This is a genomic window from Micromonospora chokoriensis, from assembly GCF_900091505.1.
In the GTDB taxonomy this organism is placed as follows: domain Bacteria; phylum Actinomycetota; class Actinomycetes; order Mycobacteriales; family Micromonosporaceae; genus Micromonospora; species Micromonospora chokoriensis.
In genome coordinates this window covers 246,190-272,221 of record NZ_LT607409.1, presented here as the reverse complement: position 1 = coordinate 272,221, position 26,032 = coordinate 246,190, and the positions used below count along the sequence as shown (strand labels likewise).

22 protein-coding genes, 1 tRNA gene and 1 other RNA gene are annotated in these 26,032 nt (G+C 71.1%); 18 read left to right on the top strand and 6 right to left on the bottom strand.

The annotated features are described in order from the left end of the window. Positions 1-4: 4 nt before the first annotated feature. From mtrB to hpf, 4 genes are all read left to right on the top strand, one after another. Entirely contained in the window at positions 5-1,840 is a 1,836-nt protein-coding gene (gene mtrB / locus GA0070612_RS01240; protein WP_231924426.1) for an MtrAB system histidine kinase MtrB, read from the top strand. Continuing rightward, positions 1,837-3,654 carry an LpqB family beta-propeller domain-containing protein gene (locus GA0070612_RS01235; protein WP_088986229.1) on the top strand — a complete coding sequence of 606 codons (1,818 nt, stop codon included), beginning with the start codon at positions 1,837-1,839 and terminating at the stop codon, positions 3,652-3,654. Before mtrB ends, GA0070612_RS01235 begins: the two co-directional genes overlap by 4 nt. Positions 3,655-3,658: 4 nt before the next feature. Beyond that, positions 3,659-4,366 (top strand): ComF family protein, encoded by a 708-nt coding sequence (locus tag GA0070612_RS01230; RefSeq protein ID WP_088986228.1) that lies wholly within the window; start codon positions 3,659-3,661, stop codon positions 4,364-4,366. A 246-nt stretch (positions 4,367-4,612) separates the two neighbouring features. Continuing rightward, positions 4,613-5,251: a ribosome hibernation-promoting factor, HPF/YfiA family gene (gene hpf / locus GA0070612_RS01225; RefSeq protein WP_088986227.1), complete on the top strand. Its 639-nt coding sequence runs from the start codon at positions 4,613-4,615 to the stop codon at positions 5,249-5,251. 54 nt (positions 5,252-5,305) lie between these two features. On the opposite strand, the gene GA0070612_RS01220 is transcribed toward hpf, so the two are convergent. Beyond that, positions 5,306-6,418, bottom strand: a complete 1,113-nt coding sequence (locus tag GA0070612_RS01220; RefSeq protein ID WP_088986226.1) for a GNAT family N-acetyltransferase — start codon at positions 6,416-6,418, stop codon at positions 5,306-5,308. Beyond that, the gene (locus tag GA0070612_RS01215) at positions 6,415-7,566 is read right to left on the bottom strand and encodes a GNAT family N-acetyltransferase (RefSeq protein WP_088986225.1); all 1,152 of its coding nucleotides are present in this window, start codon (positions 7,564-7,566) and stop codon (positions 6,415-6,417) included. Before GA0070612_RS01215 ends, GA0070612_RS01220 begins: the two co-directional genes overlap by 4 nt. A gap of 168 nt (positions 7,567-7,734) precedes the next feature. Between GA0070612_RS01215 and secA the strand changes: the two genes are divergently transcribed. Beyond that, a complete protein-coding gene (secA, locus tag GA0070612_RS01210; protein ID WP_088986224.1) occupies positions 7,735-10,662 on the top strand; it encodes a preprotein translocase subunit SecA in 2,928 nt (975 codons plus the stop codon). Positions 10,663-11,034: 372 nt separating this feature from the next. Here secA and GA0070612_RS01205 read toward each other — a convergent pair whose 3' ends face one another. Continuing rightward, entirely contained in the window at positions 11,035-11,628 is a 594-nt protein-coding gene (locus tag GA0070612_RS01205) for an Rv3235 family protein (RefSeq protein ID WP_088986223.1), read from the bottom strand. Between the two features lie 338 nt (positions 11,629-11,966). Continuing rightward, complete coding sequence (locus GA0070612_RS01200) at positions 11,967-12,194, bottom strand: helix-turn-helix domain-containing protein (protein WP_088986222.1); 228 nt, start codon at positions 12,192-12,194, stop codon at positions 11,967-11,969. A 215-nt stretch (positions 12,195-12,409) separates the two neighbouring features. Here GA0070612_RS01200 and GA0070612_RS01195 point away from each other — a divergent pair, with 215 nt between their 5' ends. Beyond that, entirely contained in the window at positions 12,410-12,919 is a 510-nt protein-coding gene (locus GA0070612_RS01195; protein WP_088986221.1) for a DUF6912 family protein, read from the top strand. 154 nt (positions 12,920-13,073) lie between these two features. Here GA0070612_RS01195 and GA0070612_RS01190 read toward each other — a convergent pair whose 3' ends face one another. Next, positions 13,074-14,180 (bottom strand): hypothetical protein, encoded by a 1,107-nt coding sequence (locus tag GA0070612_RS01190; protein ID WP_088986220.1) that lies wholly within the window; start codon positions 14,178-14,180, stop codon positions 13,074-13,076. Positions 14,181-14,517: 337 nt separating this feature from the next. On the opposite strand from GA0070612_RS01190, the gene pruA reads away from it, so the two are divergent. From pruA to GA0070612_RS01140, 10 genes are all read left to right on the top strand, one after another. After that, the gene (pruA, locus tag GA0070612_RS01185; RefSeq protein WP_088986219.1) at positions 14,518-16,146 is read left to right on the top strand and encodes an L-glutamate gamma-semialdehyde dehydrogenase; all 1,629 of its coding nucleotides are present in this window, start codon (positions 14,518-14,520) and stop codon (positions 16,144-16,146) included. A 176-nt stretch (positions 16,147-16,322) separates the two neighbouring features. Further along, the gene (locus GA0070612_RS01180) at positions 16,323-16,838 is read left to right on the top strand and encodes a PadR family transcriptional regulator (RefSeq protein WP_088986218.1); all 516 of its coding nucleotides are present in this window, start codon (positions 16,323-16,325) and stop codon (positions 16,836-16,838) included. A gap of 121 nt (positions 16,839-16,959) precedes the next feature. Continuing rightward, positions 16,960-18,081, top strand: a complete 1,122-nt coding sequence (gene prfB / locus GA0070612_RS01175; protein WP_088986217.1) for a peptide chain release factor 2 — start codon at positions 16,960-16,962, stop codon at positions 18,079-18,081. 118 nt (positions 18,082-18,199) lie between these two features. Beyond that, positions 18,200-18,880 (top strand): cell division ATP-binding protein FtsE, encoded by a 681-nt coding sequence (gene ftsE, locus GA0070612_RS01170; RefSeq protein WP_030331491.1) that lies wholly within the window; start codon positions 18,200-18,202, stop codon positions 18,878-18,880. 67 nt (positions 18,881-18,947) lie between these two features. Further along, a complete protein-coding gene (gene ftsX / locus GA0070612_RS01165) occupies positions 18,948-19,823 on the top strand; it encodes a permease-like cell division protein FtsX (protein ID WP_088986216.1) in 876 nt (291 codons plus the stop codon). A 148-nt stretch (positions 19,824-19,971) separates the two neighbouring features. Further along, positions 19,972-20,451: an SsrA-binding protein SmpB gene (gene smpB, locus GA0070612_RS01160; RefSeq protein WP_088991189.1), complete on the top strand. Its 480-nt coding sequence runs from the start codon at positions 19,972-19,974 to the stop codon at positions 20,449-20,451. Between the two features lie 104 nt (positions 20,452-20,555). Next, positions 20,556-20,931: a transfer-messenger RNA gene (gene ssrA, locus GA0070612_RS01155) on the top strand. Between the two features lie 68 nt (positions 20,932-20,999). Continuing rightward, on the top strand, positions 21,000-21,671 hold the full coding sequence (locus tag GA0070612_RS01150) for a hypothetical protein (RefSeq protein WP_088986215.1): 672 nt from the start codon (positions 21,000-21,002) through the stop codon (positions 21,669-21,671). 152 nt (positions 21,672-21,823) lie between these two features. Then, positions 21,824-22,321, top strand: coding sequence for a hypothetical protein (locus GA0070612_RS01145; protein ID WP_088986214.1), 498 nt, complete (start codon positions 21,824-21,826; stop codon positions 22,319-22,321). Positions 22,322-22,367: 46 nt separating this feature from the next. Further along, complete coding sequence (locus GA0070612_RS01140) at positions 22,368-23,321, top strand: hypothetical protein (protein ID WP_088986213.1); 954 nt, start codon at positions 22,368-22,370, stop codon at positions 23,319-23,321. Between the two features lie 8 nt (positions 23,322-23,329). Here the strand turns inward: GA0070612_RS01140 and mdlC are convergent, their stop codons facing one another. Beyond that, positions 23,330-24,925: a benzoylformate decarboxylase gene (gene mdlC, locus GA0070612_RS01135; RefSeq protein ID WP_088986212.1), complete on the bottom strand. Its 1,596-nt coding sequence runs from the start codon at positions 24,923-24,925 to the stop codon at positions 23,330-23,332. A gap of 321 nt (positions 24,926-25,246) precedes the next feature. Here mdlC and GA0070612_RS01130 point away from each other — a divergent pair, with 321 nt between their 5' ends. Then, positions 25,247-25,837, top strand: coding sequence for a YqgE/AlgH family protein (locus GA0070612_RS01130; protein ID WP_088986211.1), 591 nt, complete (start codon positions 25,247-25,249; stop codon positions 25,835-25,837). A 90-nt stretch (positions 25,838-25,927) separates the two neighbouring features. Next, positions 25,928-26,000, top strand: a tRNA-Ala gene (locus GA0070612_RS01125). Positions 26,001-26,032 lie beyond the last annotated feature (32 nt).

The window sequence follows — 26,032 nt, the reverse complement described above, 5'->3', positions numbered from 1 at the left end:
CACTGTGTCGACCTCGCCGCCCACACCCTCCCCGAGCACGGCTGCCCGCCGGCCCAGCGCCGGCGGGGAGGTCTGGCGTGCGGTGAGCGGCCGGGTCGCCCGGTTGGTGGCCCGGGTGCACCAGACCTGGCGCCGCTCGCTACAGGTCCGGGTCGTCACCATCACGCTCGTCGCGTCCAGTCTGCTGGTCGGCGGTTTCGCGTTCCTGATCGCTGACAAGATCACCACCATCCTGCTGGACAACGCCCGCAGCGACGTCCGGCAACGGGTGACCAGCGGCGCCAGCTACGCCACCAAGCAGGTCTCGCTCTACGGCCAGCCGCAGGAGGCGCAGCTCCAGGAGACCATCGACGACACCGTCAACTACCTCGCCGGTGGCGACCCGCAGCAGACCAGCGGGGTGGTGGTGGCGATCACGGCCAACGGCTACCCCGACCAGATCCAGACGCGCACCGCGCCCGCCGCGAACGTCCGGCCGCTGATCAGCCCGGAGCTGCGGGCCGCGATCGCCGACGGCAAGGTGGCCAGCCAGATCCGCACCGGGCGGCTCACCGGCGAGACGACCAAATACCTGGTGTACGGCTCACCGGTGCCCACCCGCTTCGGCCAGATCGAGATCTACTACCTGGTGCCGTTGACGCGGCAGGACGTCACCGCCGCCGACGCCCGGGCCACGGTGGTGGCCACCGGTGTCGCCCTGGTGATCCTGCTCGGGCTGCTCGCGGCGCTGGTCACCCGCCTGGTGGTCAACCCGGTCCGGGTCGCCGCGCGCACCGCCCAGCGGCTCTCCGCCGGCCTGCTCGACCAGCGGATGGTGGTCAACGGCGAGGACGACCTCGCCCTGCTGGCCGCCTCGTTCAACCAGATGGCCACCAACCTGCAACGGCAGATCCTGCGCCTGGAGGAGATGTCCCGGTTGCAGCGCCGCTTCACCTCCGACGTGTCGCACGAGCTGCGTACGCCGCTGACCACCGTCCGGATGGCCGCTGACCTGATCTTCGCCGAGCGCGACGAGTTCGACCCGGCGGTGGCCCGCAGCGCCGAGCTGCTCCAGGCCGAGTTGGACCGGTTCGAGGAGCTGCTCACCGACCTGTTGGAGATCAGTCGATTCGACGCGGGCTTCGCCATGTTGGATTCCGAGCCGACCGACCTGGTGCCGGTGGTGCACCGGGTGGTCGACCGGCTGGCTGGGCTGGCCGAGCGGGTGGGCGTCCCGATCGAACTCGACCTGCCGAGCGCACCGGTGATCGCCGAGGTCGACCCGCGCCGGGTCGAGCGGGTCCTGCGCAATCTGGTCGGCAACGCGGTCGAGCACGGCGAGGCCCGTCCGGTGCTGATCACTCTCGGCGTCGACGAGACCGCCGTGGCGATCACCGTCCGCGACCGTGGGGTGGGGCTCAAGGTGGGCGAGGAGAAGTTGGTGTTCAACCGGTTCTGGCGGGCGGACCCGTCCCGGGCCCGGCAGACCGGTGGCACCGGGCTGGGCCTGTCGATCAGCCTGGAGGACGCCCGGCTGCACGGCGGTTGGCTGGAGGCGTGGGGAGCTCCCGGGCAGGGCGCACAGTTCCGGCTCACCCTGCCGGCCCGCGCCGGTGACCGGCTGACCACCTCGCCGCTGCGACTGGTGCCGGCCGACGCCGCGCTGCCCTTCGGCGGCCCCCGCGACGGTGGCCCGCTGGCCATCGGCCCCGGCGCCGGTGGTGTCCTGGCGATCGGCCCCGGCAGCGGCGGAACGTCGGCGGGCGGCCCGGACGGAGGGCCGGCCGGCGGCCCGGGTGGGGAGTCGGCCGGTGGCTCCACCCAGGCCGGGGACGCGCAGCGGGCGGAGGTGCCCTCGTGAAACGACAGTCTCTGCTCGGAGCACTCGGGGTGGTGGTGCTGCTGGGTGCCGGCTGTGGCATCCCGGCCGGCTCCGACGTGCGGGTGGACGGCAAGGGCGGTGCCGCGACCGGAGCCGGTGTGGTCGACCTGCGCAGTGGCGAGCCGCCGAAGCGGACATCCAGTGGCAGCGACAACGAGGTGTTCGTGCGCAACTTCCTGTCCGCCGCCGCGGGTGAGCCGGACCGGGCGTACGAGCGGGTCAAGGCGTTCGTCGCCCCGGAGTCCAAGTCCCGCCTGCAGGACAGGAAGGGCAGCGAGGTCGCGCTGAACGTGGTCCGGCTGCGCGAGGCGGTCTACACCCTGAACAGCGACAACACCACCACCGTGAAGATCACGGTGCAGCAGATCGGTGTGCTGCGGGCCAACGGCGTGCTGGCCCCACCCGTCGCGACCGAGACCGAGTACGAGTTCCGGCTCCGGAGCGCGGCGCTCGACGGCGGTGCCAACGACGAGCGTGCCGGCCTCTACGTCGTCGACCCGCCGAACGTGCTGCTGCTCAGCGACGTCGCCCTCAAGCAGTACTACCAGGACGAGTCGATCTACTTCTGGAGTTCCGACCGCAGTCGGCTGGTGCCGGACCAGCGCTACCGGCCGCTGGCGGTGCCCAGCGAGCGCCGGGTCAACGAGGTGGTGAAGTGGCTGGTCGGAGGGCCTTCCGACTGGTTGCGTCCGGGTGTCGTCGGGCTGCCCGACCGCACCGAACTGATCAACAACGCCACCGGCGCGGACAGCCGGTGGGAGGTCAACCTCGACATGTCCGGTGACGACCGGAACGGGATCGACCAGCTGATCACCCAACTCGCCTGGTCGCTCGGTGACCTGACCGGCGAACTGGAGTTGAAGATCCGCAACAACTCGCAGCCCGTGCAGGACCTGGACGAGCGACGCACCGCCCAACAGCTCTACCCGAACGCCGACAGCCCGCAGCGGTTCGGCGTGTACGAGGGCGCCATCCACCCGCTCGACTTCCAGGGCGAACTCAGCGGGACGGTGCCGCTGGCGCCCGAGGTGAACCGCAACATCGTCTCCGCCGACCTCGCCGTGGCCAAGGACCGGCGGATCCTCGCCGCGATGATCATCACCGGCAGCAGCAACGGCCGGTACCGTCTGTCGGTCGGCACGGGTTCCGCCCCGGTCACCGGCGTCAGCCACAGCGACACGGAGCACACCTCCATGAGCCGGCCGGTCTGGTTGCGTACCGCCGACACCCGGGCCGGTCGCGGCCTGGTGGTGGCCGACGGGCAGCTCTACCGGTTCGACGAGGCGGCCCGCATGTACCAGGTGCCGCTCAACCTGCCCTCCGGCAACGTCACAGCGGTGGCCGCCGCGCTGGACGGCCAGCGCGTCGCGCTGATCGCGGGCGGGCGACTCTACGTCGCCGCGGTCAACCTCGACGGCGGCGGGGTCTCGATCGGGCCGCCCCGGCAACTGGCCACCTCGCTGACCGGTCTCACGGCGGTCGACTGGGGCCGGGAGGACCGGCTGGTGGTGGCTGGGTCGGCGGGTCAGCAGGCGATCTACGAGATCAGCGTCGACGGCGCCCTGGAGACACCGCTGCGGACCGACGTGGGAGCCAAGGTCAACCACCTGACGGCGTACCCGACCAACCGGACCGTGCGGGCACCCAGCGGGGCCTACATGTACGAGGCGAACGGGGTGGCCTACCGGAGCAGCCCGTTCGAGCGGATCGAACCCGAGCGCGTGCGGGACATCGCCCCCGTGCCGGCCGGTGTCCGCCCGAGCAACCCGTCGGCCCCGTTCTTCCTCTACTGACACGGTGAGCGGGCTCTGGGCGGACCTCGCCGACCTGGTTCTGCCCACCACCTGCGCGGGCTGTCGGGAGCGGCGGCCCGGCCTGCGGCACGGGGTCTGCCCGGCGTGCGTCACCGCGCTGGAGGCGCTGCGTCCACTGTCGGTACGGCCCACACCCGCCCCACCGGGCCTGCCGCCCTGTGTCGCGCTCGGCCCGTACGCCGGCCCGCTGCGCGAGGCGCTGCTGGCGTACAAGGAACACGGCCGGCACGGGCTGGCCCGTCCCCTCGGCGCGCTGCTCGCGGAGGTCGTCGCGGCGGCGGTCGGCGACTCCGGGCCGCTGGCGCTGGTCCCGGTCCCGGACACGGCGGCAGCGGCCCGATCCCGGTACGGGGACCACCTGGACCGGCTGGCCCGGCACTGCGCTGCCCGTCTCGCCCGCAGCGGCTGGGCGGTGCGGGTGCACCGTCCGCTGCGCGCGCTGCCCCGACCCGACTCGGTCACCCTGGACAGCACCGGTCGGGCGGCGGCGGCCGAAGCGGCGTTCCGGCCGCGCTCCACCGCGCCGGACCGGGGCCGAGCCGCGAGCGGGGCACCGGTCGTGGTGCTGCTCGACGACATCGTCACCACCGGCGTCACCCTGGCCGCCGCAGCCCGGGTGCTGACCGCCACCGGGTGGGCACCCAGTGTGGCCGCGGTGCTCGCGGCGACCGAGAAAAGACACCACTCGTAACCGATCGTGTTTCCGTTTCACCCATTGGTGTACGAGCTGCGAAAAATCCTGGGCTGTCTCGGCAACATGGGGTGACTGTCGAGCGAACAGGAGTTAGCGTTTCGCTGTCGGGGGTAGGAGGTCTTCCCACCCGCCCCTGGCGGTGAGAGGAGGCGTAGCCGTACCAACCGGTCGACGCCAGCGGGTCTCCCCACGGCGCGCGACCGGGCTAACCGGATCGAAGACCGTCCGAACAAGGGAGGTCACGTGGACATCGTGGTCAAGGGCCGAAACGTCGAAGTGCCGGACCATTACCGGGTACACGTAGCCGAGAAACTCGCAAAGATCGAACGCTACGACCACAAGCTTATTCGTGTCGATGTCGAGCTGTTTCACGAGCGCAATCCGCGCCAAGCCGACCACTGCCAGCGGGTGGAGATCACCTGCGTCTCCCGGGGCCCGGTCATTCGGGCCGAGGCCTGCACGAACGACTTCTACAGCGCGCTCGACGCGGCCATCGCCAAGCTCGACACCCGGCTGCGCCGCGCGGCCGACCGTCGCCGCGTACACCGGGGTCGGCAAACGCCGATCTCCGTCGCCGAGGCCACCGCGGGCCTGCCCGTCGCGGACCTGGTGGCCCCCGCGCTGAGCGCGCCGGCAGACGGTGCCCGCGCCGGCACCGCCGTCGCGGAGCGGGTCGAGGAGGAGCAGGACGACCAGCAGCCGTGGCACATCGCCCGGGAGAAGGTGCACCCGGCGGAGCCGATGACCATCGACGACGCGCTGTTCGAGATGGAACTGGTCGGGCACGACTTCTACCTGTTCCAGGACAAGGAGTCCGGCCGCCCCAGCGTCGTCTACCGGCGACACGCCTACGACTACGGCATCATCTCCCTCGCCACCTGACCGCGACGTCACCGGGTCGTGGTGCGGGTTCGCCCACCACGGCCCGGTGATCCGTCATCGCAGGTCGCCGGGGAGCAGCGCGAAGGTCAGATCGTCCAGACGGGTGCCGTCGAGGCCCGGCAGGCGACCGCGCTGTAGGCCCTCACCGTGGAAACCGACCCGCTTCAGCACCCGGTGCGACGCGATGTTGTCCGGCACCGTGCCGGCGGCCAGCCGGGCGACGCCGACCGCGCCGAACGCCCAGGCCGCGAGCAGCCGGACGGCCCGCGTCGCGTACCCCCGGCCACGCCAGTCGGGCAACAGGGCGTAGCCCACCGACGCCTCGCCGCCGGCCACGTCGGTGTACGACAGCCCGCAACTGCCCACCGGCTCCCCGCTGGACACGTCGGTGATCAGCAGTCGGGCGATCTCGCCGGTCAACCATCCGCTCTCCGCGAGACGGCAGCGCCGCTCGATCGCCTCCCGCGTCGGCGGCACCGGTGGCGCCTGGTTCGCCACCACCTCGGGTCGGCTGTGCAGCCGGTACATCAGCTCCGCGTCGCCCGGCGCGAGTCGCCGCAGCGCCACCACCTGATCGGTGAGCACCCCGTCGGGCAGGTCGGGCAGCAGTCGGGCGACCGGGCCGGGCGGATCGTCGGCGAGGCGTACCCAGGCCAGCAGATCGTGCCGACCCCCGCCGCGGGCGATGGCGGCCGACCGGCGCGATCCCTCGTAGCGGAAGCCGGCGGCCAGCGCGACCCGCTGGCTCGGCGTGTTCTCCGGGTGGGTCAGCAACTCCAGGCGGGCTGTTCCGGCGGCGATCGCGTGGTCACTCAGCGCGCGGGTACCCGCCGTGGCGACCCCGCGCCCGCGCGCCGCGGGTCGTACCCAATATCCGATCCCGGCCTGTCCTCGGGCCGGCGACGGATTGTTCAGCGTCGCCATGCCCAGCAGCCGGTCCGTGGTCGGGTCCGCGACGGCGTACGCCGCGCCGCCGCCGGTCCAGACCGCCGGGGCCCCGACGTCGATCCACCAACGGGCGTCGGCCTCGGTGTACGGATTCGGCGGGCCGGTCATGAACCGTTGGCTGACCGGATCGGCCAGGCCGTCGACGATGTCGGGGACGTCCTCGGTGCGGAACGGCCGCAGTCGCACCCCGTGCGCCTCCACGACCTGCTCGAAGCTCACGCCAGGTCCTTGGCGAGCAGCGCGCCCACCCACACGTCGACGCGCTCGCCCCGGTGCTGCACCCCACCCCGGGCGGTCCCCTCGACGGTGAAGCCCGCCTTCTCCGCCGCCCGGCGGGAGGAGGTGTTGCCGACGTTCGCCCGCCACTCGATGCGGGCCAGGCCCACCGTGCTGAAACCCCAGGCGCTGAGCGCGACCAGCGCGGCCGGCAGGTATCCCCGGCCACGGGCCTCCGGGGCGGTCATGAACCCCACGTCCGCCAGCAGCGGGTCACCGGCGGAGAGTCGAAGGTCGATGGTGCCCACGTACTGGTCGTCGGGGTCGGCGATCACGAAACAGGCGGCGTCCCCCCGCGCCCAGGCGTGCCGGCCGTACGCCAGGTAACCCTGCGCGTCGGTTCGGTCGTACGGGTCCGGCACCGTGGTCCAGCGGATGCTCTCCGGGTCCTGGCAGGTCCGCACCACGGCGTCCAGGTCCTGCTCCTCCATGGGACGCAGCCGCAGCTCGCCGGCCGCGGCGGAGGCGAACAGGACGGGCTGCGGGCGGCCGAAGACGGCGGCCCGCCGGGCGGCCAGGGTGCCCGGACCGGCCGGCCCGGTCGAACCCGGCGCGGGCACCTCACCGGGCAGCAGGGAGCCGATCCAGCCGTCCGCAGTGCCGTGCGGCGCCGGGTCGGCCAGCCGCAGCCGGCCGTCGACCCGGAAACCAGCCCGCAGCGCCACCAGCCGGGAGGCGTGGTTGCCCACCTCGGCCTGCCAGATCAACCGGCGCAGCCCCAGGCCGTCGAAGGACCAGCGGGCCACCGCCCGGGTGGCCCGGACCATCACCCCCCGGCCCCGCGCCCACGGGGCGGTCCAGTAGCCGATCTCACCGGTGCCGGCCTGGTCGATGGAGATCAAACCGCAGGAGCCGAGCAGGTCACCGGTCGCCGGGTCGCAGACCGCGAACGGAGCGCCGCTGCCCTCCGCCCAGGCCCGTCCGGTCACCTCGGTGACGAAACCGAGCGCGTGTTCCGGCCGGTACGGGCGCGGCACTGTCGTCCAGCGCTGGATGTCCGGGTCCTGGCAGGCGCGGTGCACGGCCTCGGCGTCGGCCTCCCGCCAGGGCCGCAGCAGCACGCCGTCCTCGATGATCTCTACGGGCTCCACTCGTGCATCGTGCCGCAACGTTCGCCGACGGCGTAACCGGATAACGTCCCCGGCGTACCTGCTACGTGAGTTATGTCGGGTTCGGCGTAATGGACCGCCGCTACCAGTGACCATCACGCCGATGGAGCGCCTACGATGGTTCGAGACCGTCTAGGGGAGCGTTGATCCGTGTCGATTCTGGAAAAGGTCCTTCGCGCAGGCGAGGGCCGCATGGTGCGCCGGCTGAAGGCCATCGCCGCCGCCGTCAACTCGATCGAGGACGACTACGTCAACCTCAGCGACGAGGAACTGGCCAGCATGACCGAGCAGTTCCGGGAACGGCTCGCCGACGGGGAGACCCTCGACGACCTCCTGCCGGAGGCGTTCGCGGTGGCCCGCGAGGCGTCCGCCCGGGTGCTGGGTCAGCGGCCGTACGACGTCCAGGTGATGGGCGGCGCGGCACTGCACTTCGGCAACATCGCCGAGATGAAGACCGGTGAGGGCAAGACGCTGACCTCGGTCATGGCCGTCTACCTCAACGCGCTGTCCGGCAAGGGCGTGCACGTGATCACGGTCAACGACTACCTCGCCCAGCGTGACGCCGCGTGGATGGGCCGGGTGCACGAGTTCCTCGGGCTGACCGTCGGCGTGGTGCTGCCCAACCGGCCGGCCACCGAGCACCGTGCCGCGTACGAGTGCGACATCACGTACGGCACCAACAACGAGTTCGGCTTCGACTACCTGCGCGACAACATGGCCTGGTCGAAGGACGAGCTGGTGCAGCGCGGGCACAACTTCGCGGTGGTCGACGAGGTCGACTCCATCCTCATCGACGAGGCCCGCACCCCGCTGATCATCTCCGGCCCGGCCGAGCACTCCGCCCGCTGGTACGGCGAGTTCGCCGGCGTCGTGGCCCGGCTCCAGCCCGGCACCGACGGCGAGGGCGACTACGAGGTCGACCACTCCAAGCGCACCATCGCGGTGACCGAGCGCGGTGTCGCCAAGGTCGAGGACCGGCTCGGCATCGACAACCTCTACGAGTCGGTCAACACCCCGCTGGTCGGCTACCTCAACAACGCCATCAAGGCCAAGGAGCTCTACAAGCGCGACAAGGACTACATCGTCAACGACGGTGAGGTCCTGATCGTCGACGAGTTCACCGGTCGCATCCTGCACGGCCGCCGCTACAACGAGGGCATGCACCAGGCGATCGAGGCCAAGGAGGGGGTGGAGATCAAGCAGGAGAACCAGACCCTGGCCACCATCACCCTCCAGAACTACTTCCGCCTCTACGAGAAGCTGTCCGGGATGACCGGTACGGCGCAGACCGAGGCCGGCGAGTTCAACAAGGTCTACAAGGTCGGCGTCGTGACCATCCCGACGCACCGCCCGATGGTCCGCGAGGACCGGCCCGACGTCATCTACAAGACGGAGAAGGCCAAGTTCAACGCCGTCATCGAGGACATCGCCGAGCGGCACCAGATGGGTCAGCCGGTGCTGGTCGGCACCGTCTCGGTGGAAAACTCCGAGATCCTCTCCCAGTTGCTGCGCCGGCGCGGCATCCCGCACAACGTGCTGAACGCCAAGTTCCACGCCCGGGAGGCCGAGATCGTCGCCCAGGCCGGGCGTAAGGGCGCCGTCACCGTCGCCACCAACATGGCCGGCCGTGGCACCGACATCCTCCTCGGCGGCAACGCCGAGTTCCTCGCCGCCAACGAGCTGCGCCAGCGCGGCCTCGACCCGTTGGAAAACGAGGAAGAGTACGCCAAGGCGATGGAAGAGGTCCTTCCCACGTGGAAGCAGGCCTGCGACGCCGAGGCGGAGGAGGTCTCCGCAGCCGGTGGCCTGTACGTGCTGGGCACCGAGCGGCACGAGTCCCGCCGGATCGACAACCAGCTGCGCGGTCGTGCCGGCCGGCAGGGCGACCCGGGCGAATCCCGCTTCTACCTGTCCCTCCAGGACGAGCTGATGCGACGGTTCCGGGCCGGTGCGGTCGAGGCCGTGATGGAGCGCTTCAACATCCCGGAGGACGTGCCCATCGAGTCGAAGATGGTCACCCGGCAGATCAAGAGCGCCCAGGCCCAGATCGAGGGCCAGAACGCCGAGATCCGCAAGAACGTCCTCAAGTACGACGAGGTGCTCAACAAGCAGCGCCAGGTCGTCTACGCCGAGCGACTCCGGGTGCTCAACGGCGAAGACCTGTCCGACCAGGTCCGCAACATGATCGACGACACCGTCGAGGCGTACGTGCGGGGAGCCACCGCCGACGGCTACGGCGAAGACTGGGATCTCGAGCAGCTCTGGTCCAGCCTGAAGCAGCTCTACCCGGTCGGCGTGACGATCGAGGAGTTGGAGGAGGAGGCCGGCGGCTCGCGGGCCGGCATGGACGCCGACTTCCTGGTCGCCCGACTCAAGGACGACGCGAACGCCGCGTACGACCGGCGCGAGGAGCAGCTCGGCACCGAGGGCGTACGCCAGCTCGAGCGCATGGTGCTGCTCCAGGTCATCGACCGGAAGTGGCGCGAGCACCTCTACGAGATGGACTACCTCCAGGAGGGCATCAACCTCCGGGCGTACGCCCAGCGCGACCCGGTGGTGGAATACCAGCGCGAGGGATTCGACATGTTCGCCACCATGATGGACGGCATCAAGGAAGAGACCGTCGGCTTCCTTTACAACATCGACGTCCAGGTGACCGAACCGGAGCCGGAGGAGGGGGCCGACGAGGTCACCCTGCTCGACAAGCCGGTCGAGATTCGTGCCAAGGGCCTCAACCAGCCGCCTCGGCGGCAGGGCCTGCAATACTCCGCCCCCACCATCGACGGTGAGGCCAGCCCTGGCGCGGTCGCCGTCGAGCAGGCCGAGCAGCAGGCTCCGGCGCTCGGTGTGGGCCGCCCGTCCCCGAATGTTCCGGCGGCACCGGGGCAGACCGCCCCGTCCGCGCCGCAGCGACCGGCGGCCGGACTTCGTGGGCCGGCGCTCCCGACGGCCGGCTCCCGTCGCCCGGCGCCGAACCAGGCGGACGCGAGCAACGGTCCGTCCCGCAACGCGCCGTGCCCGTGCGGCTCGGGTCGCAAGTACAAGCGCTGCCACGGTGCCCCCAACGGCGGCAACTGACCAACAGCACCTGACGAACGGGTCCCGGCCTGATGGCCGGGACCCGTTCGTCGTCCACGGCCCGCACTCCTGATGATCGACTCCGTTTCCAGAAACCCGGGGTGTCGTCGGCAGCTTGATCGCCCGACTTCCAAGAACCCGAGTCGATCAAGCCCGGCCGGTACGGCTTGGCCTGAAGAGGGGCGATCTGTCGGCTCCGGCCTGGCCTGGCTCCGGCCTGGCCTGGCCTGGCTCCGGCCTGGCCTGGCTCCGGCCTGGCCTGGCCTGGCTCCGGCCTGGCCTGGCCTGGCTCCGGCCTGGCCTGGCCTGGCTCCGGCCTGGCCTCGCCCTGGCATCGGACGGGTCGGCCTGGTCTTGGCCTGGGCGCGTCGGTCAGAGGACGTGCAGGGCGGTGCAGAGCCAGCGGCCCCGGCGGTGTTCCAGGCGGAGCGCCATCGCCCAGCTCCGGCCAGCCGCGCCGGTGAGGACGGCAGCCGCCTCGACGGCCGTTTCCCGGGGTTCGCAGACACGGAGGCGTAGTAGTCGGACCGCCGGTCGGGATGCCCGGCGGCGAGGTGCCCCGGTGCGCGCGGATGCGCGTGCCAGCTCGGCCAGCAGGTCGGCCGCTCGGGGCGGGTCGAGCAACGCGCGCACCTGCGCCGGTGACCGGTAGCCGTTGATCACTTCCAGGCAGGTGCCGACGAAACGGTGCGCGGCTCGGGCGGACTCCGGGGCGGTCGCACCAGGTAGCGACGCGGTCGGGTGAGTGGTGGGCCGAGCGGGCACCGGGCGAAGGACGGCCCGGCGTTCGGGAGGTCGGACCGGGTCCCGCCGTGTCGAGGCGAACAGGTCGAGGGCGAGCTGCCCGCGGGTGGGCGCCGGCCAGTACGACCCATCGGTCTCGTCGACGTACGGGGGGTCGACGGGTGGGACGGGGCGCAGCCGCACGGGTGGTCGGGAGGGGCCGGGTCGCGCCTCGCTCATCATGCCCCCTTGATCTTGCGTTTGCTTTCGTTTGCCTGCGGCAAGCCCAATATTGGCCGACGAAGCGGCCCCGGTCAATGCCCGAAGGGTGAGTCGGGCTCAGGGCGAAGTGATCCACTCCACTTCGCCGACGTCGCGTTATCCCGCCGAGGCGAGGTGGTTGAGGGAGCGCCGAGGTCAGGGGGGTGAGGGAGCGCAGAGGTGAGGGGAGTGAGGGAGCGCAGAGGTGAGGGGAGTGAGGGAGCGCCGAGGTGAGGGGGTGAGGCGTGGTGCGCCGGAGCGACGGGATGCGCGCCGGGCCGGGGTCGGCCCGCAGAGTGATCGCCCGCTGCCAGGGCGGACTACTCCGGGTCGCGGTCGATCAAGGGGTTGCTCTGCACCCATTCAGCTGTCTCGTGATATTTGCGCGCTATGTAGTCCTCCAGTCGCGCGCGTTCGACGCGCCACTGTCCGCGTCCGCCGATCTTGATCGCGGGCAGTTCGCCGCTGCGCACCATGTGGTAGACCTGCGAGTCCGACACGTTCAGCTCGGCGGCGACGTCGGAGAGCAGCAGGAACCTCGGCTCCACAGGAACTCCCGGGGTTGATGACGTTTGGCTCAGTTTGCCACCGACGGCTCTCGCCGCCCAGCACCCGGCTCCCGGCGACAGGTCGGGCCGTGCGAGGACACACCGGCCGGAAACTTCCACCGGCCGGAGGCGGGGTGTATGACGGTCACGGCGTGCGGCATGATCTGCGCCCGTGCCGGCGGCCGCCGGCGGTGGACGAAGCGGGGAGACGACCGGTGACCGACGAGCTTGTCCGGGTGTACGTGCCGGCGACCGTACCGATGCTGGCCCGGTTGCGTGCCGAGGGCCTGGCCGCCGACGAGGCTCATGCCGTGACCCCGGCGCTGCGTGAGTGGTACGCCGAGGGCGACGAGGAGGAGTTGGAGTACGTCGCGTTCACCCGGGCCGCCCAGGACGCGCTGCACCTGCTCCGGGCCGACCCGGACGCGCCCCGTCGCCGTGTCGTCGTCTCGGCCGACCTGCCGGCGGGCGCGGTGGGGCGGGGCGACGGTGAGCTGGGTTCCAGCACGGTGACGTTGGCCGACCGCGTGCCGGTCGGTGCCATCGCGGCCATCCACGTGGATGGCGCGGACGCGGTCGAGGACGTCACCGCGGCGGCTGACGTGGTGGCTGAGGCGGCAGCCGGCGATCCCGATGCCCAGTTCGCCGTCGACGGCGCTGAGGACCACGAGCTGGAGTGGTACGACGTGACGGAGCTGGACCAGCTGCTGCGCGCGGCGAGCTGAGCAGAAGACCGCACCAGCGCCGCGAGGTCCGACCCGCCTGCGGCGAGCCGGACGCCGCGAACGGTGCGCCGGGACCGCGACCGGCGAAGCCGGACCCCACGAAAGGGTGCCGCGAGGTACGACCCGATCGCGGCGAGCCGGACGCCGACCGACGTCAGCGGGCCGGGTCGGCCTTGGCCGGGTCGGTGTCGAGCCTGTCGAACACCTCGGCCGGGTCCGGCTCGTCCGGCTCGGCGGTGACCCGGTCCGCGCCGGCCGGGTCCGTGGCGGTCTGTGGGTTGTCGGCCGGTTCGTCGTCGCTGTGCGCGGGGCCGAGGGTGCGGCCGAACGCGATGAGCGCGGTCAGCGCCCCGACGAAGAGCACCCAGATGCCGTTGTCCACCCGTGAGGTGCCCAGCGACGTCTGCGCCACCGCGTCGGCCTCGCTGAGCGCGCTGGCCAGATCGAGCAGCGATCGCCCACCGACCCGGATGATCACCTCGGCGAGCAGGAGGAACAGCCCTGGTCCGGCGCCGGCGAGCAGATACGCCGGCCAGCGCAGGGCCGGAGCCTCGGGGTCGCGGCGCAGGGCGCGGCGTCGCGACCAGGTCAGGTAGCCGTAGGCGAGCAGTCCGGCGAGCAGCCCGGCGACGAGCGATTCGGTGCGGGACACCCACTTGGCCGCGTCGACCACGGACTGTTGGCTGTCGCCGGCCCCAAACAGGTCGAACAGCGGGTCCCGGGCCTGGCTGAACGCGACCACGAAGAGGAGGGTGCCCAGCGCGGCGGCCACCACCGCGCCGACCGCCGGGGCGTTCCGCGCGGCGGCCACGGCACCTCCGATGATCGCGGCGGCGGCCGTGGTGCCGGCGATCACGTTGGTGGTCGAGGTGCCGAAGTAGGTGAGGTTGATCGCCAGCGCGGAGCCCAGACCGACCAGCATGCCGCCGCCGATCGCCCCGGTGAAGCGCAGGCTGGCCCAGTCGCCGTACCGGCGGGACAGCAGGTTGGCCGCGGCCAGCGCGACGGCCGCCCCGGCCACCAGCGCGGCCGAGATCACCCCGGGCAGGGCGAACGCGGAGAGGCTGATCGCGGTGACGCCGGCCGCCGCCGAGGTGATGGCCTCCCGCGTGGACCAGAGCATGGCGGTCAGCCACGCGAGCGCCAGCAGCGCGAGGACCGCCGCGCCGGGCGCGGGCAGCGGCCCGCTGCGAGGGCTGGCGGCGTCGGCAGCCGGGTCGTCCGACTCGGCGGCCGGGACGCGGCCGGGCTGCTTGGTCATCGTCTCCCCTTCGAGGCGGCAGGTCACCGACCATTCAGGGTACGCGGGCCCGCTGGGTCGCCCGCCGCCCCGGGAGGACCGCAAGGGGGGTACGCGCCGGGCGGGCGGCCGGCCCGACGGTCGCGTCGCCGGATCGAGCCCGATCGGTAAGGGGAGAAGGGGTACGCCGGTCCTTGGCCGAAGACGGTGGCGAAGGTGGGGCACGCAGCTCTCCATGGGAGAATCACGGGAGGTCCCGCCGCTGCTCGGCCCCCCGGGTGGCGTCCGGTGTCCGACCGTCCGGTCGGTGCCTGCGGGTCCGGTTTCGCCACTGCTGTCGAGATCGCCAGGAGCCTTGATGGATGCCGTGTTCTCCGTTCCCGAGCCGCGCAACGAGCCGGTTCGCAACTACGAGCCGGGCAGCCCCGACCGGGACCGGCTCCAGCGGCGGCTGACCGAGCTCGCCGCCGAGCGCATCGACCTGCCGATGACCATCGGCGGTGAGCAGCGGATGGCTGCCGGTGACTCGATCGACGTGGTGCAGCCGCACCGGCACGCGCACGTGCTGGGCGTGACGGGTCACGCGACCCACGACGACGCCAGCGCCGCGATCAAGGCGGCCAAGGAGGCCGCCCCGATGTGGCGGGCGCTGCCCTTCGAGGAGCGCGCCGCGATCTTCCTGCGCGCCGCCGAGCTGCTCGCCGGCCCCTGGCGTGACACCCTGAACGCCGCCACCATGCTGGGCCAGTCGAAGACCGCGATCCAGGCGGAGATCGACTCGGCGTGTGAGTTCATCGACTTCCTCCGGTTCAACGTGCACTTCGCCCGCCGCCTGCTCGAGGAGCAGCCGGCGTCCGCCCCGGGTGTCTGGAACCGTTTCGACCACCGCCCGCTGGAGGGCTTCGTCTACGCGGTCACCCCGTTCAACTTCACCGCCATTGCCGGCAACCTGCCGTCGGCGCCCGCGCTGCTGGGCAACACGGTGATCTGGAAGCCGGGTCCGACCCAGCAGTTCGCCGCGCACTTCACGATGCGGTTGTTCGAGGCCGCCGGCCTGCCGCCCGGCGTGATCAACATGGTCACCGGCCGGGGCGAGGAGGTCTCCGACGTCGTGCTGGCCGACCCGGACCTGGCCGGCATCCACTTCACCGGTTCCACCAAGGTCTTCCAGCAGCTGTGGCGGACCGTCGGCGACAACATCGCCCGCTACCGGGGCTACCCGCGCCTGGTCGGCGAGACCGGCGGCAAGGACTTCGTGGTCGCGCACACCAGCGCCGACGTGGACGCCCTGCACACCGCGCTGATCCGCGGCGCGTACGAGTACCAGGGCCAGAAGTGCTCCGCGGCCTCGCGGGCGTACGTGCCGCGCTCGATCTGGGAGGGTGGGCTGCGCGACCGGCTGGCCGCCACCACCGACTCGTTGACCTACGGCGACGTGGCCGACTTCGGCAACTTCGGCGGCGCGGTGATCGACGACAAGGCGTTCGCCCGGCACACCGCGGCGCTGGATCTGATCAACGGTGACGACTCCTGCCGGGTGCTGGCCGGCGGCACGGCGGACGACTCGGTCGGCTACTTCGTCCGGCCGACCCTGTTCGAGTGCTCCGACGCCGCCCACGAGACGTTCACCACCGAGTACTTCGGGCCGATCCTGGGCGTGCACGTGTTCGACGACGCCCGCTTCGAGGACGTGGTCGCGCAGGCCGAGTCGATCGCCCCGTACGCGTTGACCGGCTCGGTGTTCGCCACCGACCGCCGGGTGGTCGACGCGGTCGCCGAGCGCATGCGGTACGCGGCCGGCAACTTCTACATCAACGACAAGCCGACCGGCGCGGTGGTCGGGCAGCAGCCCTTCGGCGGTGCCCGGGCCAGCGGCACCAACGACAAGGCGGGCTCCTGGCTGAACCTGGTCCGTTGGCTGTCGCCGCGGACGATCAAGGAGACCTTCGTGCCGCCGACGGACCACACGTACCCCCACATGGGCTGACCTCCGGCGACGACCGCCGGCGGCGCGTGGCGCTGCCGGCGGTCGGACGACCTGCCGCAACCCATCGATAGTCCTCAACGGACAGTCTGTCGCCGACAGTGCACTTAGGAAGTCCTGTTGGGTGGCAAACTGGCAAATCCTGGACGCCGGGTGCGCAAAGTGGCAGCGTAGTGGGCATGGCGGAATCCGGAGTCAACCCTACGGCGGCGGCCCTGCTCGGCCTCCTCCACGAGGGCCCGATGACAGGCGGTCAGTTGATGGCCGCCGCTGAGCGCCGTCTGGCGCCGTACTGGTCGATGACCCGCAGTCAGGTCTACCGCGAGTTGCCGGTGCTGGCCGAGCGGGGTTTCGTGCGTCTCGGTAAGCCGGGGCCGCGGATGAGCCAGCCGTACGCACTCACCGCCAGTGGGAAGCGGACGTTCTCCCGCTGGCTGACGGAGAACCCGGGGCGGGACACCATCCGCAACCCGATCGCGCTGCGGATGGCCTTCGGCAACCTGCACTCGGCGAGCCAGTTGAAGGGCCTGTACGCCTCGGCCAACGAATACCACACCGAGGCCCTCGCCCAGGTCCGGGAACAGGTCAAGAACGCCAAACGGGACGGCGAGACGTACGACGCCAGCGCGCTGGAGTTCGCCGTCGCGTACCACAAGGCCGCCCTGTCCTGGCTGAAGTCCGCCCCCGTCGGGTGATGATCGGCGGGTTCGCGCATCCGCAACGAGCTCACCTGCCCACCACGGCGCTGTGCCACTTTCGCGCGGACCTGCGGGGCTCGCAAGCTCACTCCTCGTCCGCGCAGTACGCTTGTCTGTCGTGACCGCTGCCGATTACGCCGAACAGCTCAAGGAACTCGACGCGACCCTGCGAAACATCGAGGCCGTCCTCAACATCGACCGGCTGCACGAGGACAAGGCCCGCCTCGAGCAGGAGGCCTCCGCCCCCGATCTCTGGGACGACCAGGCCAAAGCTCAGCAGGTGACCTCGCAGCTGTCGTACGTCAACGGCGAGATCAGCAAGCTGGGCAGCCTCCGCTCCAGCCTCGACGACGCCCAGGTGCTGCTGGAGCTCGCCGAGGCCGAGTCCGACCCCGGCGTGCTGACCGAGGTCGAGTCGGAGATCACCGGGTTGACCAAGGCCATCCAGGAGATGGAGGTCCGCACCCTGCTCTCCGGCGAGTACGACTCCCGGGAGGCGCTGGTCGCCATCCGGGCCGGCGCCGGTGGCGTGGACGCTGCGGACTTCGCCGAGATGCTGCTGCGGATGTACCTGCGCTGGGCGGAGCGGCACGGTTACCCGACCGAGGTCTACGAGACCTCGTACGCCGAGGAGGCGGGCCTGAAGTCGGCCACCTTCGCGGTGAAGGTGCCGTACGCGTTCGGCACGCTCAGTGTCGAGTCGGGCACCCACCGCCTGGTCCGGATCAGCCCGTTCGACAACCAGGGCCGCCGGCAGACCAGCTTCGCGGGCGTCGAGGTCCTGCCGGTCACCGAGCAGACCGACCACATCGACATCCCGGAGAACGAGGTACGCGTCGACGTCTACCGTTCCTCCGGCCCCGGTGGGCAGAGCGTCAACACCACCGACTCGGCGGTCCGGCTGACCCACATCCCGACCGGCATCGTGGTGACCTGCCAGAACGAGAAGTCGCAGCTGCAGAACAAGGCCTCCGCGCTGCGGGTGTTGCAGGCCCGGCTGCTGGAGCGCAAGCGCCAGGAGGAGCAGGCCAAGCTCGAAGGTCTCAAGGAGAACGCCGCGGGCTCCTGGGGCGACCAGATGCGCTCCTACGTCCTGCACCCGTATCAGATGGTGAAGGATCTCCGAACCGAGCAGGAGACCGGCAATCCGAGCGCCGTCTTCGACGGTGAGTTGGACGGTTTCATCGAGGCGGGCATCCGTTGGCGCAAGCAGCGGCAACTCGCCGACGACGGTGCGTAACCACGCGTAGGCGCAGCGCGTCATCGATCTCCAGGTGGGAGCCTGATTCGGCGACTCGCGGCGGAACGGCGGGGCGTGGGGCTTGGCTCAGTTGTTACACCGCGTAGACTCACCACCCGTGATTCAGCTTGAGCAAGTGACGAAGACGTACCCGAAGGCGTCCCGGCCTTCGCTCGACAACGTGTCCGTCTCGATCGAGAAGGGCGAGTTCGTCTTCTTCATCGGTCCATCCGGCTCCGGCAAGTCCACGATCATCAAGATGCTGCTGCACGAGGTGGCCCCCAACAAGGGCCGCGTCGTCGTCAACGGCAAGGACGTCACGTCGATGCGTTCCTGGAAGCGACCCCACTTCCGACGCTCGATCGGCTGCGTCTTCCAGGACTTCCGGTTGCTGCCGAACCGCACCGCCTACGAGAACGTGGCGTTCGCCCTCGAGGTGATCGGCAAGACCAAGGCGGTCGCCCGCCGGGTCGTGCCGGAGGTTCTGGAGCTGGTCGGGCTCGGTGGCAAGGAGCACCGTTACCCGCACGAGCTCTCCGGTGGTGAGCAGCAGCGGGTCGCGGTCGCCCGGGCCTTCGTGAACCGTCCGCTGATCCTGCTGGCGGACGAGCCCACGGGAAACCTGGACCCGGACACCTCAATCGAGATCATGCGCCTGCTGGACCGGATCAACCGCACCGGCACGACCGTCGTGATGGTCACCCACGACTCCAACATCGTGAACCAGATGCGCCGCCGCGTCGTCGAGATCGAGAGCGGTCGCATCGTGCGTGACCAGGCCCGCGGCGTCTACGGGTGAGCCGACGCTCCACCCTTGCCCAGCCTGACGACGAACACCTCATGCCGGAGACCCGGAGGAAATCCCGATGCGCGTGAAATACGTCCTGTCCGAGGTACTGGTCGGACTGTGGCGCAACGTGACCATGTCCATCGCGATGATCATCACGATGGCGGTCTCGCTGACCATGCTCGGCGCCAGCGGTCTCATGTACCGCCAGGTCGACGACATGAAGGACCTCTACTTCAAGAACATCCAGGTCGCGATCTTCCTCAACCAGGAGGTGAGCGAGCAGGAGCGCACCGATCTGCGGACCAAGCTCGACGGTGACCCCCTGGTGAAGGAGGTCATCTACGTCGACAAGGCCCAGGCGTACGAGCGCTTCAAGACGATGTACCAGGACGCTCCGGACCTGGTGAACGCGGTCAAGCCGGACCAGCTGCCGGAGTCCTTCCGGATCACGTTGAACAACCCGGAGCAGTACAAGAACATCTACGACCAGTACAAGGAGACCGGGGGCGTCGACGAGATCGTCGACCAGAGCAAGCTGCTCGACAAGATCTTCAACATCCTCACGTCGATCCAGAACATCGCCCTGGCCGCCGCCATCGTGATGGCGATCGCCGCCCTGCTGCTCGTCGCGAACACCATTCAGGTGGCCGCGTACAGCAAGCGGCGTGAGGTCGCGGTCATGAAGCTGGTCGGCGCGTCCAACTGGTTCATCCAGGCGCCGTTCGTGCTGGAGGCCGTGGTGGCCGGCCTGATCGGCTCGCTACTCGGTCTGGTGGCCCTGATCGCGGCGAAGTATCTGCTCTTCGACGGCTCGTTGAGCGCGTTGCAGGGTCTGCTCTCGCCGATCACCTGGGGCGACATCCTGTTCATCTTCCCGCTGATGGCCGGCGTCGGTGGTCTGGTCAGCGCGGGCACCGCCTGGATCACCCTGCGCTTCTACCTGCGGGTCTAGGCACCGTACGGGTCGTCCCGTGGTCTCCCGAGGACCCTCCCGCAGCCGGAAATAAACGGCGCGGGAGGGTCCTTTACATTCGGGTAGCATGATCGGTTGTCCGGCCGGGGTGAGCCCGGCCACGGACGCCGGAGAGGGGGTGGCACCGATGCCACGGGAAAAGGGGCGCAAGGTGGTCGCCTCCAACAAGAAGGCGCGCCACGACTACGCCATCCTCGACACCTACGAGGCGGGCATGGCGCTGACCGGCACCGAGGTCAAGTCGCTGCGGGCCGGTCGCGCGTCGCTCGTCGACGCCTTCGCCCAGGAGCGCGACGGCGAGTTGTACCTGCACGCCATGCACATCCCGGAGTACACCCAGGGCACCTGGACCAACCACGAGCCCCGGCGTACGCGCAAGCTGCTGCTCAACCGGGGTGAGATCGACAAGCTCGTCGGCAAGACCCGTGAGGGTGGTCTGACGATCGTCCCGCTGCAGGTCTACTTCTCCGACGGCTGGGCCAAGGTCGAGATCGCCCTGGCCAAGGGCAAGAAGGCGTACGACAAGCGTCAGGACCTCGCCAAGCGGGACGCGGACCGGGAGATCGCCCGGGCGTCGGGCCGGCGCGGCAAAGGCATGGACGACTGATTGATCCCTTTTGTCCGGGTCGGCGTGCCGGCCCGGGGCTCGGGATGAAAGCTGTTGCGGCAGGCGTTAGTCTTGTCAGTGCCGCCACATCGGTGGCCTGTCGAGGGGGTGACTGGTTTCGACTTCGTACGCAGCGACAGGGGAAGCGAGCCGAGGAAGCCGACGTCGTCTCGAGAATCGATCGTCGGAAACTTATAAGCGCCGATAACACTCGCGCTGACTTCGCTCTCGCCGCCTGAGGCGAGTAGCTAAGTCTGTCGGCCTGGGAACGCCTTCGTCCCAGTAGCCGGCATCAGCTAGAAGGCTGGCCAATCGGACCCGGTCGCGGGGTCCGTGCGGCGAGATCAATCAGCGACTGGGCCCGTCACACCAACTTGCTCGCGTGAGCGGTGGGGCCGAGTAGAGGCACAGCGAGCTGCGCTCGGAGAAGCCCTGACAAACCGGCGAAGGACCCGGGTTCGATTCCCGGCACCTCCACCACCTCGAGCGAAGCGCCCCGGCCCACCAGCCGGGGCGCTTCGTCGTGTCGGGGTCTTACGCTGCCTGCTGTGACCCACCAGGAGCTGCGCCTGTCGGTAGGCGCGTCACCCGCCCAGCGCACCGTGGCGGTGCTGTCCGGCGTCTTCGTCGCGACCCTCGGTGTGGCGTTCGTGGCGCTGCCCCTGCTCGCCGGCGGGCTACTGCGTCGGCTGACCGGCCCGGGGGACGCGTTCGCCTCCTACGAGGAGGCCCGCGACCTGCCGCCGGAAATGCTGCCACCCGGGCTGAGAGACTCCGCCGGCAGCGCGGACCAGTCCGGTCCCGTCCCGGTGGCCGGGCTGTGCGGCCTGCCGTTCGTCCTGCTCGGCGTCTACCTCGTGCTGCGGGTCCTCCGCACCGCCGCGTGGCTGGACGGCAGCCGGGTACGGGTCCGGGGCGCGTTGCGTACCCGTTCCGTCGACCTCGCCACCGCCCGGATCGACGCCGACGGGATGTCGCTCCGCGGGGACGACGCCCCGGTGGGCGGGCAGCGGCTGCGCTCCGCCGTCGTCGCCGTCGACCGGTCGGGCGCGCCGCGGGTCGTCATCCCCCTGCGCGGCATGGGTCTGGACAGCCTGCCGCCGTCGGAGCTGCGCGCGTTGGCGGACGCGATCACGACCGGCCGACCGGCCGACGGGCGCGACGACGCCGCACACGCCGTCGCCGACCACCTGAACCACCTGGCGGCGCACCCCCGCTAGGCCAGCCCGGCGTCTCGGACCCGGTGACCCCTGGTGCGGGTGGGGCTGCTGTGGTGAACGGGGCAGATGAGCCGCTGGACGACCCTGGACAGCGTCCTGCGGTCAGCCTCACCATCGCGGTATGGGATAGCAGCCCTCGCGCGGGAGGTGCCATGGTCACCGGTCCGGTCCAGCAGCCGTCAGTCGTCGCCCGTCCGCGTGCCGCGCATCCCGTCGATTCCCATCCCATCGGACTACCCGGTGAGCCGCGCCCGGCCGGGCTCGCCGGAGACGTGCACGCGTTCGGCCGGGCCGTCGCCGTCCCCACCACCGAGCCGTGCTGGCGGGAGGAGGTCCTGCTGCGGCTGCGTCCGGTGCGGCAGGGCTTCGCCGAGCACGTCCGGGCCACCGAGGGCCCCACAGGCCTCTACCGCGAGCTGCTCACCCAGTCGCCGCGGCTGGAACACGGGGTGCGGATGCTGACCCGGGAACACGTGACGATCGTGGCCGCGCTCCTCGCGGTCCAGCGGATCGCCGAGCAGACCGAGGTGTCCCCGGACGAGCTACGGCATCGAGCCGGGCACCTGCTGCGGAAGCTGGCCCGGCATCGGCGACGCGGCTCCGACCTGCTCTGGGAGGCGTACCAGACGGATCTGGGTGGCGAGACCTGAGCCCGCGCCGGGGAACCAAGGCGTCGGTGGCCGCGTCGAACCGGTCATGCGTCGACCAGTCGTGCTGCTCGTGCTCCCGTTGCTTCTCGTGGCGGGCTGTGCCCCCACCCGTGTGGATCTGTTCGACGGTCCCAGCGACCCGGCGCAGCCCGCGGAGGCGTTCGACCAGAGGGCGGCCCAGGTCGCCGAGGCGTGGCAGCCCGAAACGGCGTGGCGCACGGGGTACGTGCCGCTGGAGGGGCCGACCGTCCTCACCGGCGACCCGCGCTTCACACCCGACACCGAGGCGGCGTTCCGGGCCGGCTGGTACCGGACGCAGGTTCCGATGTACCCCACGAGGGTCGGCGGCGAGATCCGGTTCCCGGACGGCCGACTGACGCTGCCGCTGGTCAGCGCCGCCGAGGCGTACCGCCAGCTCGACCAGGGTGACCCGTTGCCGTGCCCGGGGCGACCGAAGCGACAGGGCCTGCCCACCCCCGGCGGCCCCACCGTCGAGCCTGGCCCGGACGGTTGGACCACCAGCTCGACGCAGACCGCCTGCCTGTCGCTCACCGTCACCGGGGTCACCCTCGGCGCCGTGCCGGTCCGTACGAGTCGGGGTGAGGCGCAGGTCCCGGCCTGGCTGTTCGACGTCGAGGAGTTGGCCACCCCGGTGGCCCAGCTCGCCGTCGCGCCCACGGCGGTGGGCCGGGTGCCCGAGCCCACGGCGTCGATCGGGCCACTGCCGGCCGGGCTGGTGGCGGCCCAGAATCTCGCGGCGGTCGACGGCACCCGCGTGACGGTGCGGCTCGGCGTCGGTGCCTGCGACACCGGGATCACCCCGCTGGTGTGGGAACGACCGGACGTCGTCGTGGTCGGTGGCCGCGTCACCCGGGCCACCGGCGAGTGCATCGACATGCTGAAGGTGGAGCCGGTCACGCTCACCCTCGCGACGCCGCTGGGCGCCCGGCCGGTGCTCGACGTGTCCAGCGGCGCTCCACTGTCGATGGCGCCGCGCTGAACGGCCGCTCAGAGGATGCTGGGCACGTCGGTGCTGATCGGTACGGGCAGCACTGTGGGTCGGTCGGCGCGCAGCCCGGTGGTGAGCGCGACACCGAGCTGGTCGGGGGTCTCCACCACCTCTGTCGCGCAGCCGTAGCCGGCCGCGATCGACACGATGTCCAACCCCGGGAGGTCCAGGCCGGGCACCCCGGGGGTGTCCTTCAGCTCGGCGAACGCCTTGAGGATCGCGTACTGCTGGTTGACCGGGACGACGACCACCACCGGCAGCGCGAGGCGCGCGGCGGTCCAAAGCGCCTGGACCGAGTAGTGGAACGAGCCGTCGCCGATCACGGCCACCACCGGTCGCTGACGCCCGGCGTCCCGTTCGGCGAGGGCCACGCCGATCGCGGCCGGCAGGCCGTAGCCGAGGCCTCCGCTGGCCATCGTGAAGTACGACGCCGGGCGGTTGACCTTCAGTTGGCGGCGCAGCGCGGACAGGTTGGAGGGTGACTCCTGGACCAGTACGCCGTCCGCCGGCCAGTGCGCCGCCAGCGCGGCGAACAGGGCGTCGGCGCTCAGCGGGACGGTGATCTCGGGCGCTGGCGGCGCCTCTCGGGGCGCGGGCGGTGGCCGGTCGGCCAGGGGCACCCGTTCGGTCAACGCGGCCAGGGTCAACCCCGGGTCGCCGAGGAGGCTGTCCCCGACCGGGGCGCGGGCGGCCTCGTCCGGGTCGTCCGTGACCTGTAGCAGCCGGGCCCCGTCGGGCAGGTGCCCGCCCGGTACGTACGGGTAGTAGCGGAACACCGGGGCGCCGACGACCAGCACGGTGTCGTGCCCCCGCAGGGCCTCGGCCAGCGGGCCGATCGCGTACGGCAGCACGCCGCGGAAGTGGCCGTGGTCCTCGGGGAACACGGCCCGCTCGGTGGCGGGCGCCGACCAGACCGGTGCGGCCAACCGCTCGGCCAGCGCGACAGCCGTCGACCAGCTTCCGGAGCGGTCCACCCCGGGCCCGAACACCAGCACCGGGTTGCGGCTGTCGGCGAGGACCCGGGCGAAGTCGTCCAACCGGTCCGGGTCCGGTGCGAACCGGGTGGCCACCGAACGCGGCGCGGGCGGTGGGTCGGCCGGCTGGGCCCAGTCGTCCATCGGCAGCGAGAGGTAGACCGGCCCGGCGGGTGGTTGCACCGCCGTCGCGTACGCCCGCAGGACCGCTGCGGGGATGTCCTGCGCCCGGGCCGGCTCGTAGGCCCACTTGACGTACGGCTGGGGAAGCTCGGTGGGTCGACGGTTGGCCAGCCGGGGTTCGAGCAGCAGCATCTCCCGGGTCTGCTGGCCGGCGCTGACGATCAGGGGGGTCTTGTTGTGCCAGGCGGTGACCAGGTTGCCCATGCCGTTGCCGGTGCCGGGGCCGGTGTGCAGGTTGACGTGCGCCGGGGTGCCGCTGGCCTGGGCGTATCCGTCGGCCATCGCCACCGCCGTCGCCTCGTGCAGCGCGTGGACGTAGTGGAAGTCGGCGGGGAAGTCCCGGAGGAACGGCTCCTCGGTGGAACCGGGGTTGCCGAAGACCGTGGTCATGCCGAGGGTGCGGAGCACGTCGTATGTCGCATCCCGGACCGTTGCCATCGCCACCCGCCTCCGTGTCGCGGGCACTGACGACCACTGTCACCCTCCCGATCAGCCGAATCTATCGGGATGTGACGGACCTTTCGGGCGTTTCTGCACCGACAGTGGCCAAGAGCATCGATCACCAGGACGTTCGTCGCCGGGGCTGTCGAATCTCCGTCGCAACTGTCCGCTCACCTGCCGGTCAGACCTTAGCCAGCACCGGGGACGCAGGCTATGGTGCCAGGCATGGCGTTGACAGCGCGGCCGATCCCGGCGCACCGGTCGGATCCGGCAGATGACCGATCCCCGGCGCGGGCTCACGGTTGACGGGTGTGTGGGATGCAGGGAGAGGGCCAGGCGATCGGCGGACGAGCGATGGAGTCGATGACCGGGCGACTGCTGGTCGCGACTCCGGCGCTCAAGGACCCGAACTTCGACCGTACGGTGGTGCTGCTGGTCGCCCACGAGCCGGGCGGTGCGCTCGGCGTGGTGCTGAACCGGGCCACTGAGGTGCCGGTGGCCGACGTGCTCGGCGACTGGAGTGACCTGGCACGCCATCCGGCGGTGCTGTTCGAGGGTGGCCCGGTGCAGCCCGACTCGGCCATCTGTCTCGCCCGGATGCGACACCCGATGCGTCGGCTCAAGGGCTTCCACCAGGTCTCCGGAGCGGTCGGCACGATCGACCTCTCGGTCGACCCGGAGCGGCTGCGGGAGGGCATCGGCGGCATCCGGGTCTTCGCCGGCTACTCGGGCTGGGGCGGTGGCCAGTTGGAGCAGGAGATCGCCGACGGTTCCTGGTTCGTGCTGGACGCGCTCCCGGGCGATGCCTTCGTCGACCGACCCGACGACCTGTGGCCGATGGTGCTGCGCCGGCAGGGCGGAATGATGGCCGCCGTCGCCCACTTCCCCCCGGACGTGGCGCTCAACTGACCCGGCGCGGCGGGGGTGACCCCGCGAGATGACCATGCCGGCCGGTCTGTGTATAGTTTCCCAGTGCCCGGGCAACCGGGACGACAGCAAGGGGCCGTGGCGCAGCTGGTAGCGCACCACACTGGCAGTGTGGGGGTCAGGGGTTCGAGTCCCCTCGGCTCCACCTTGCGTTTATGCAGGTGAATCGGTGTCAGT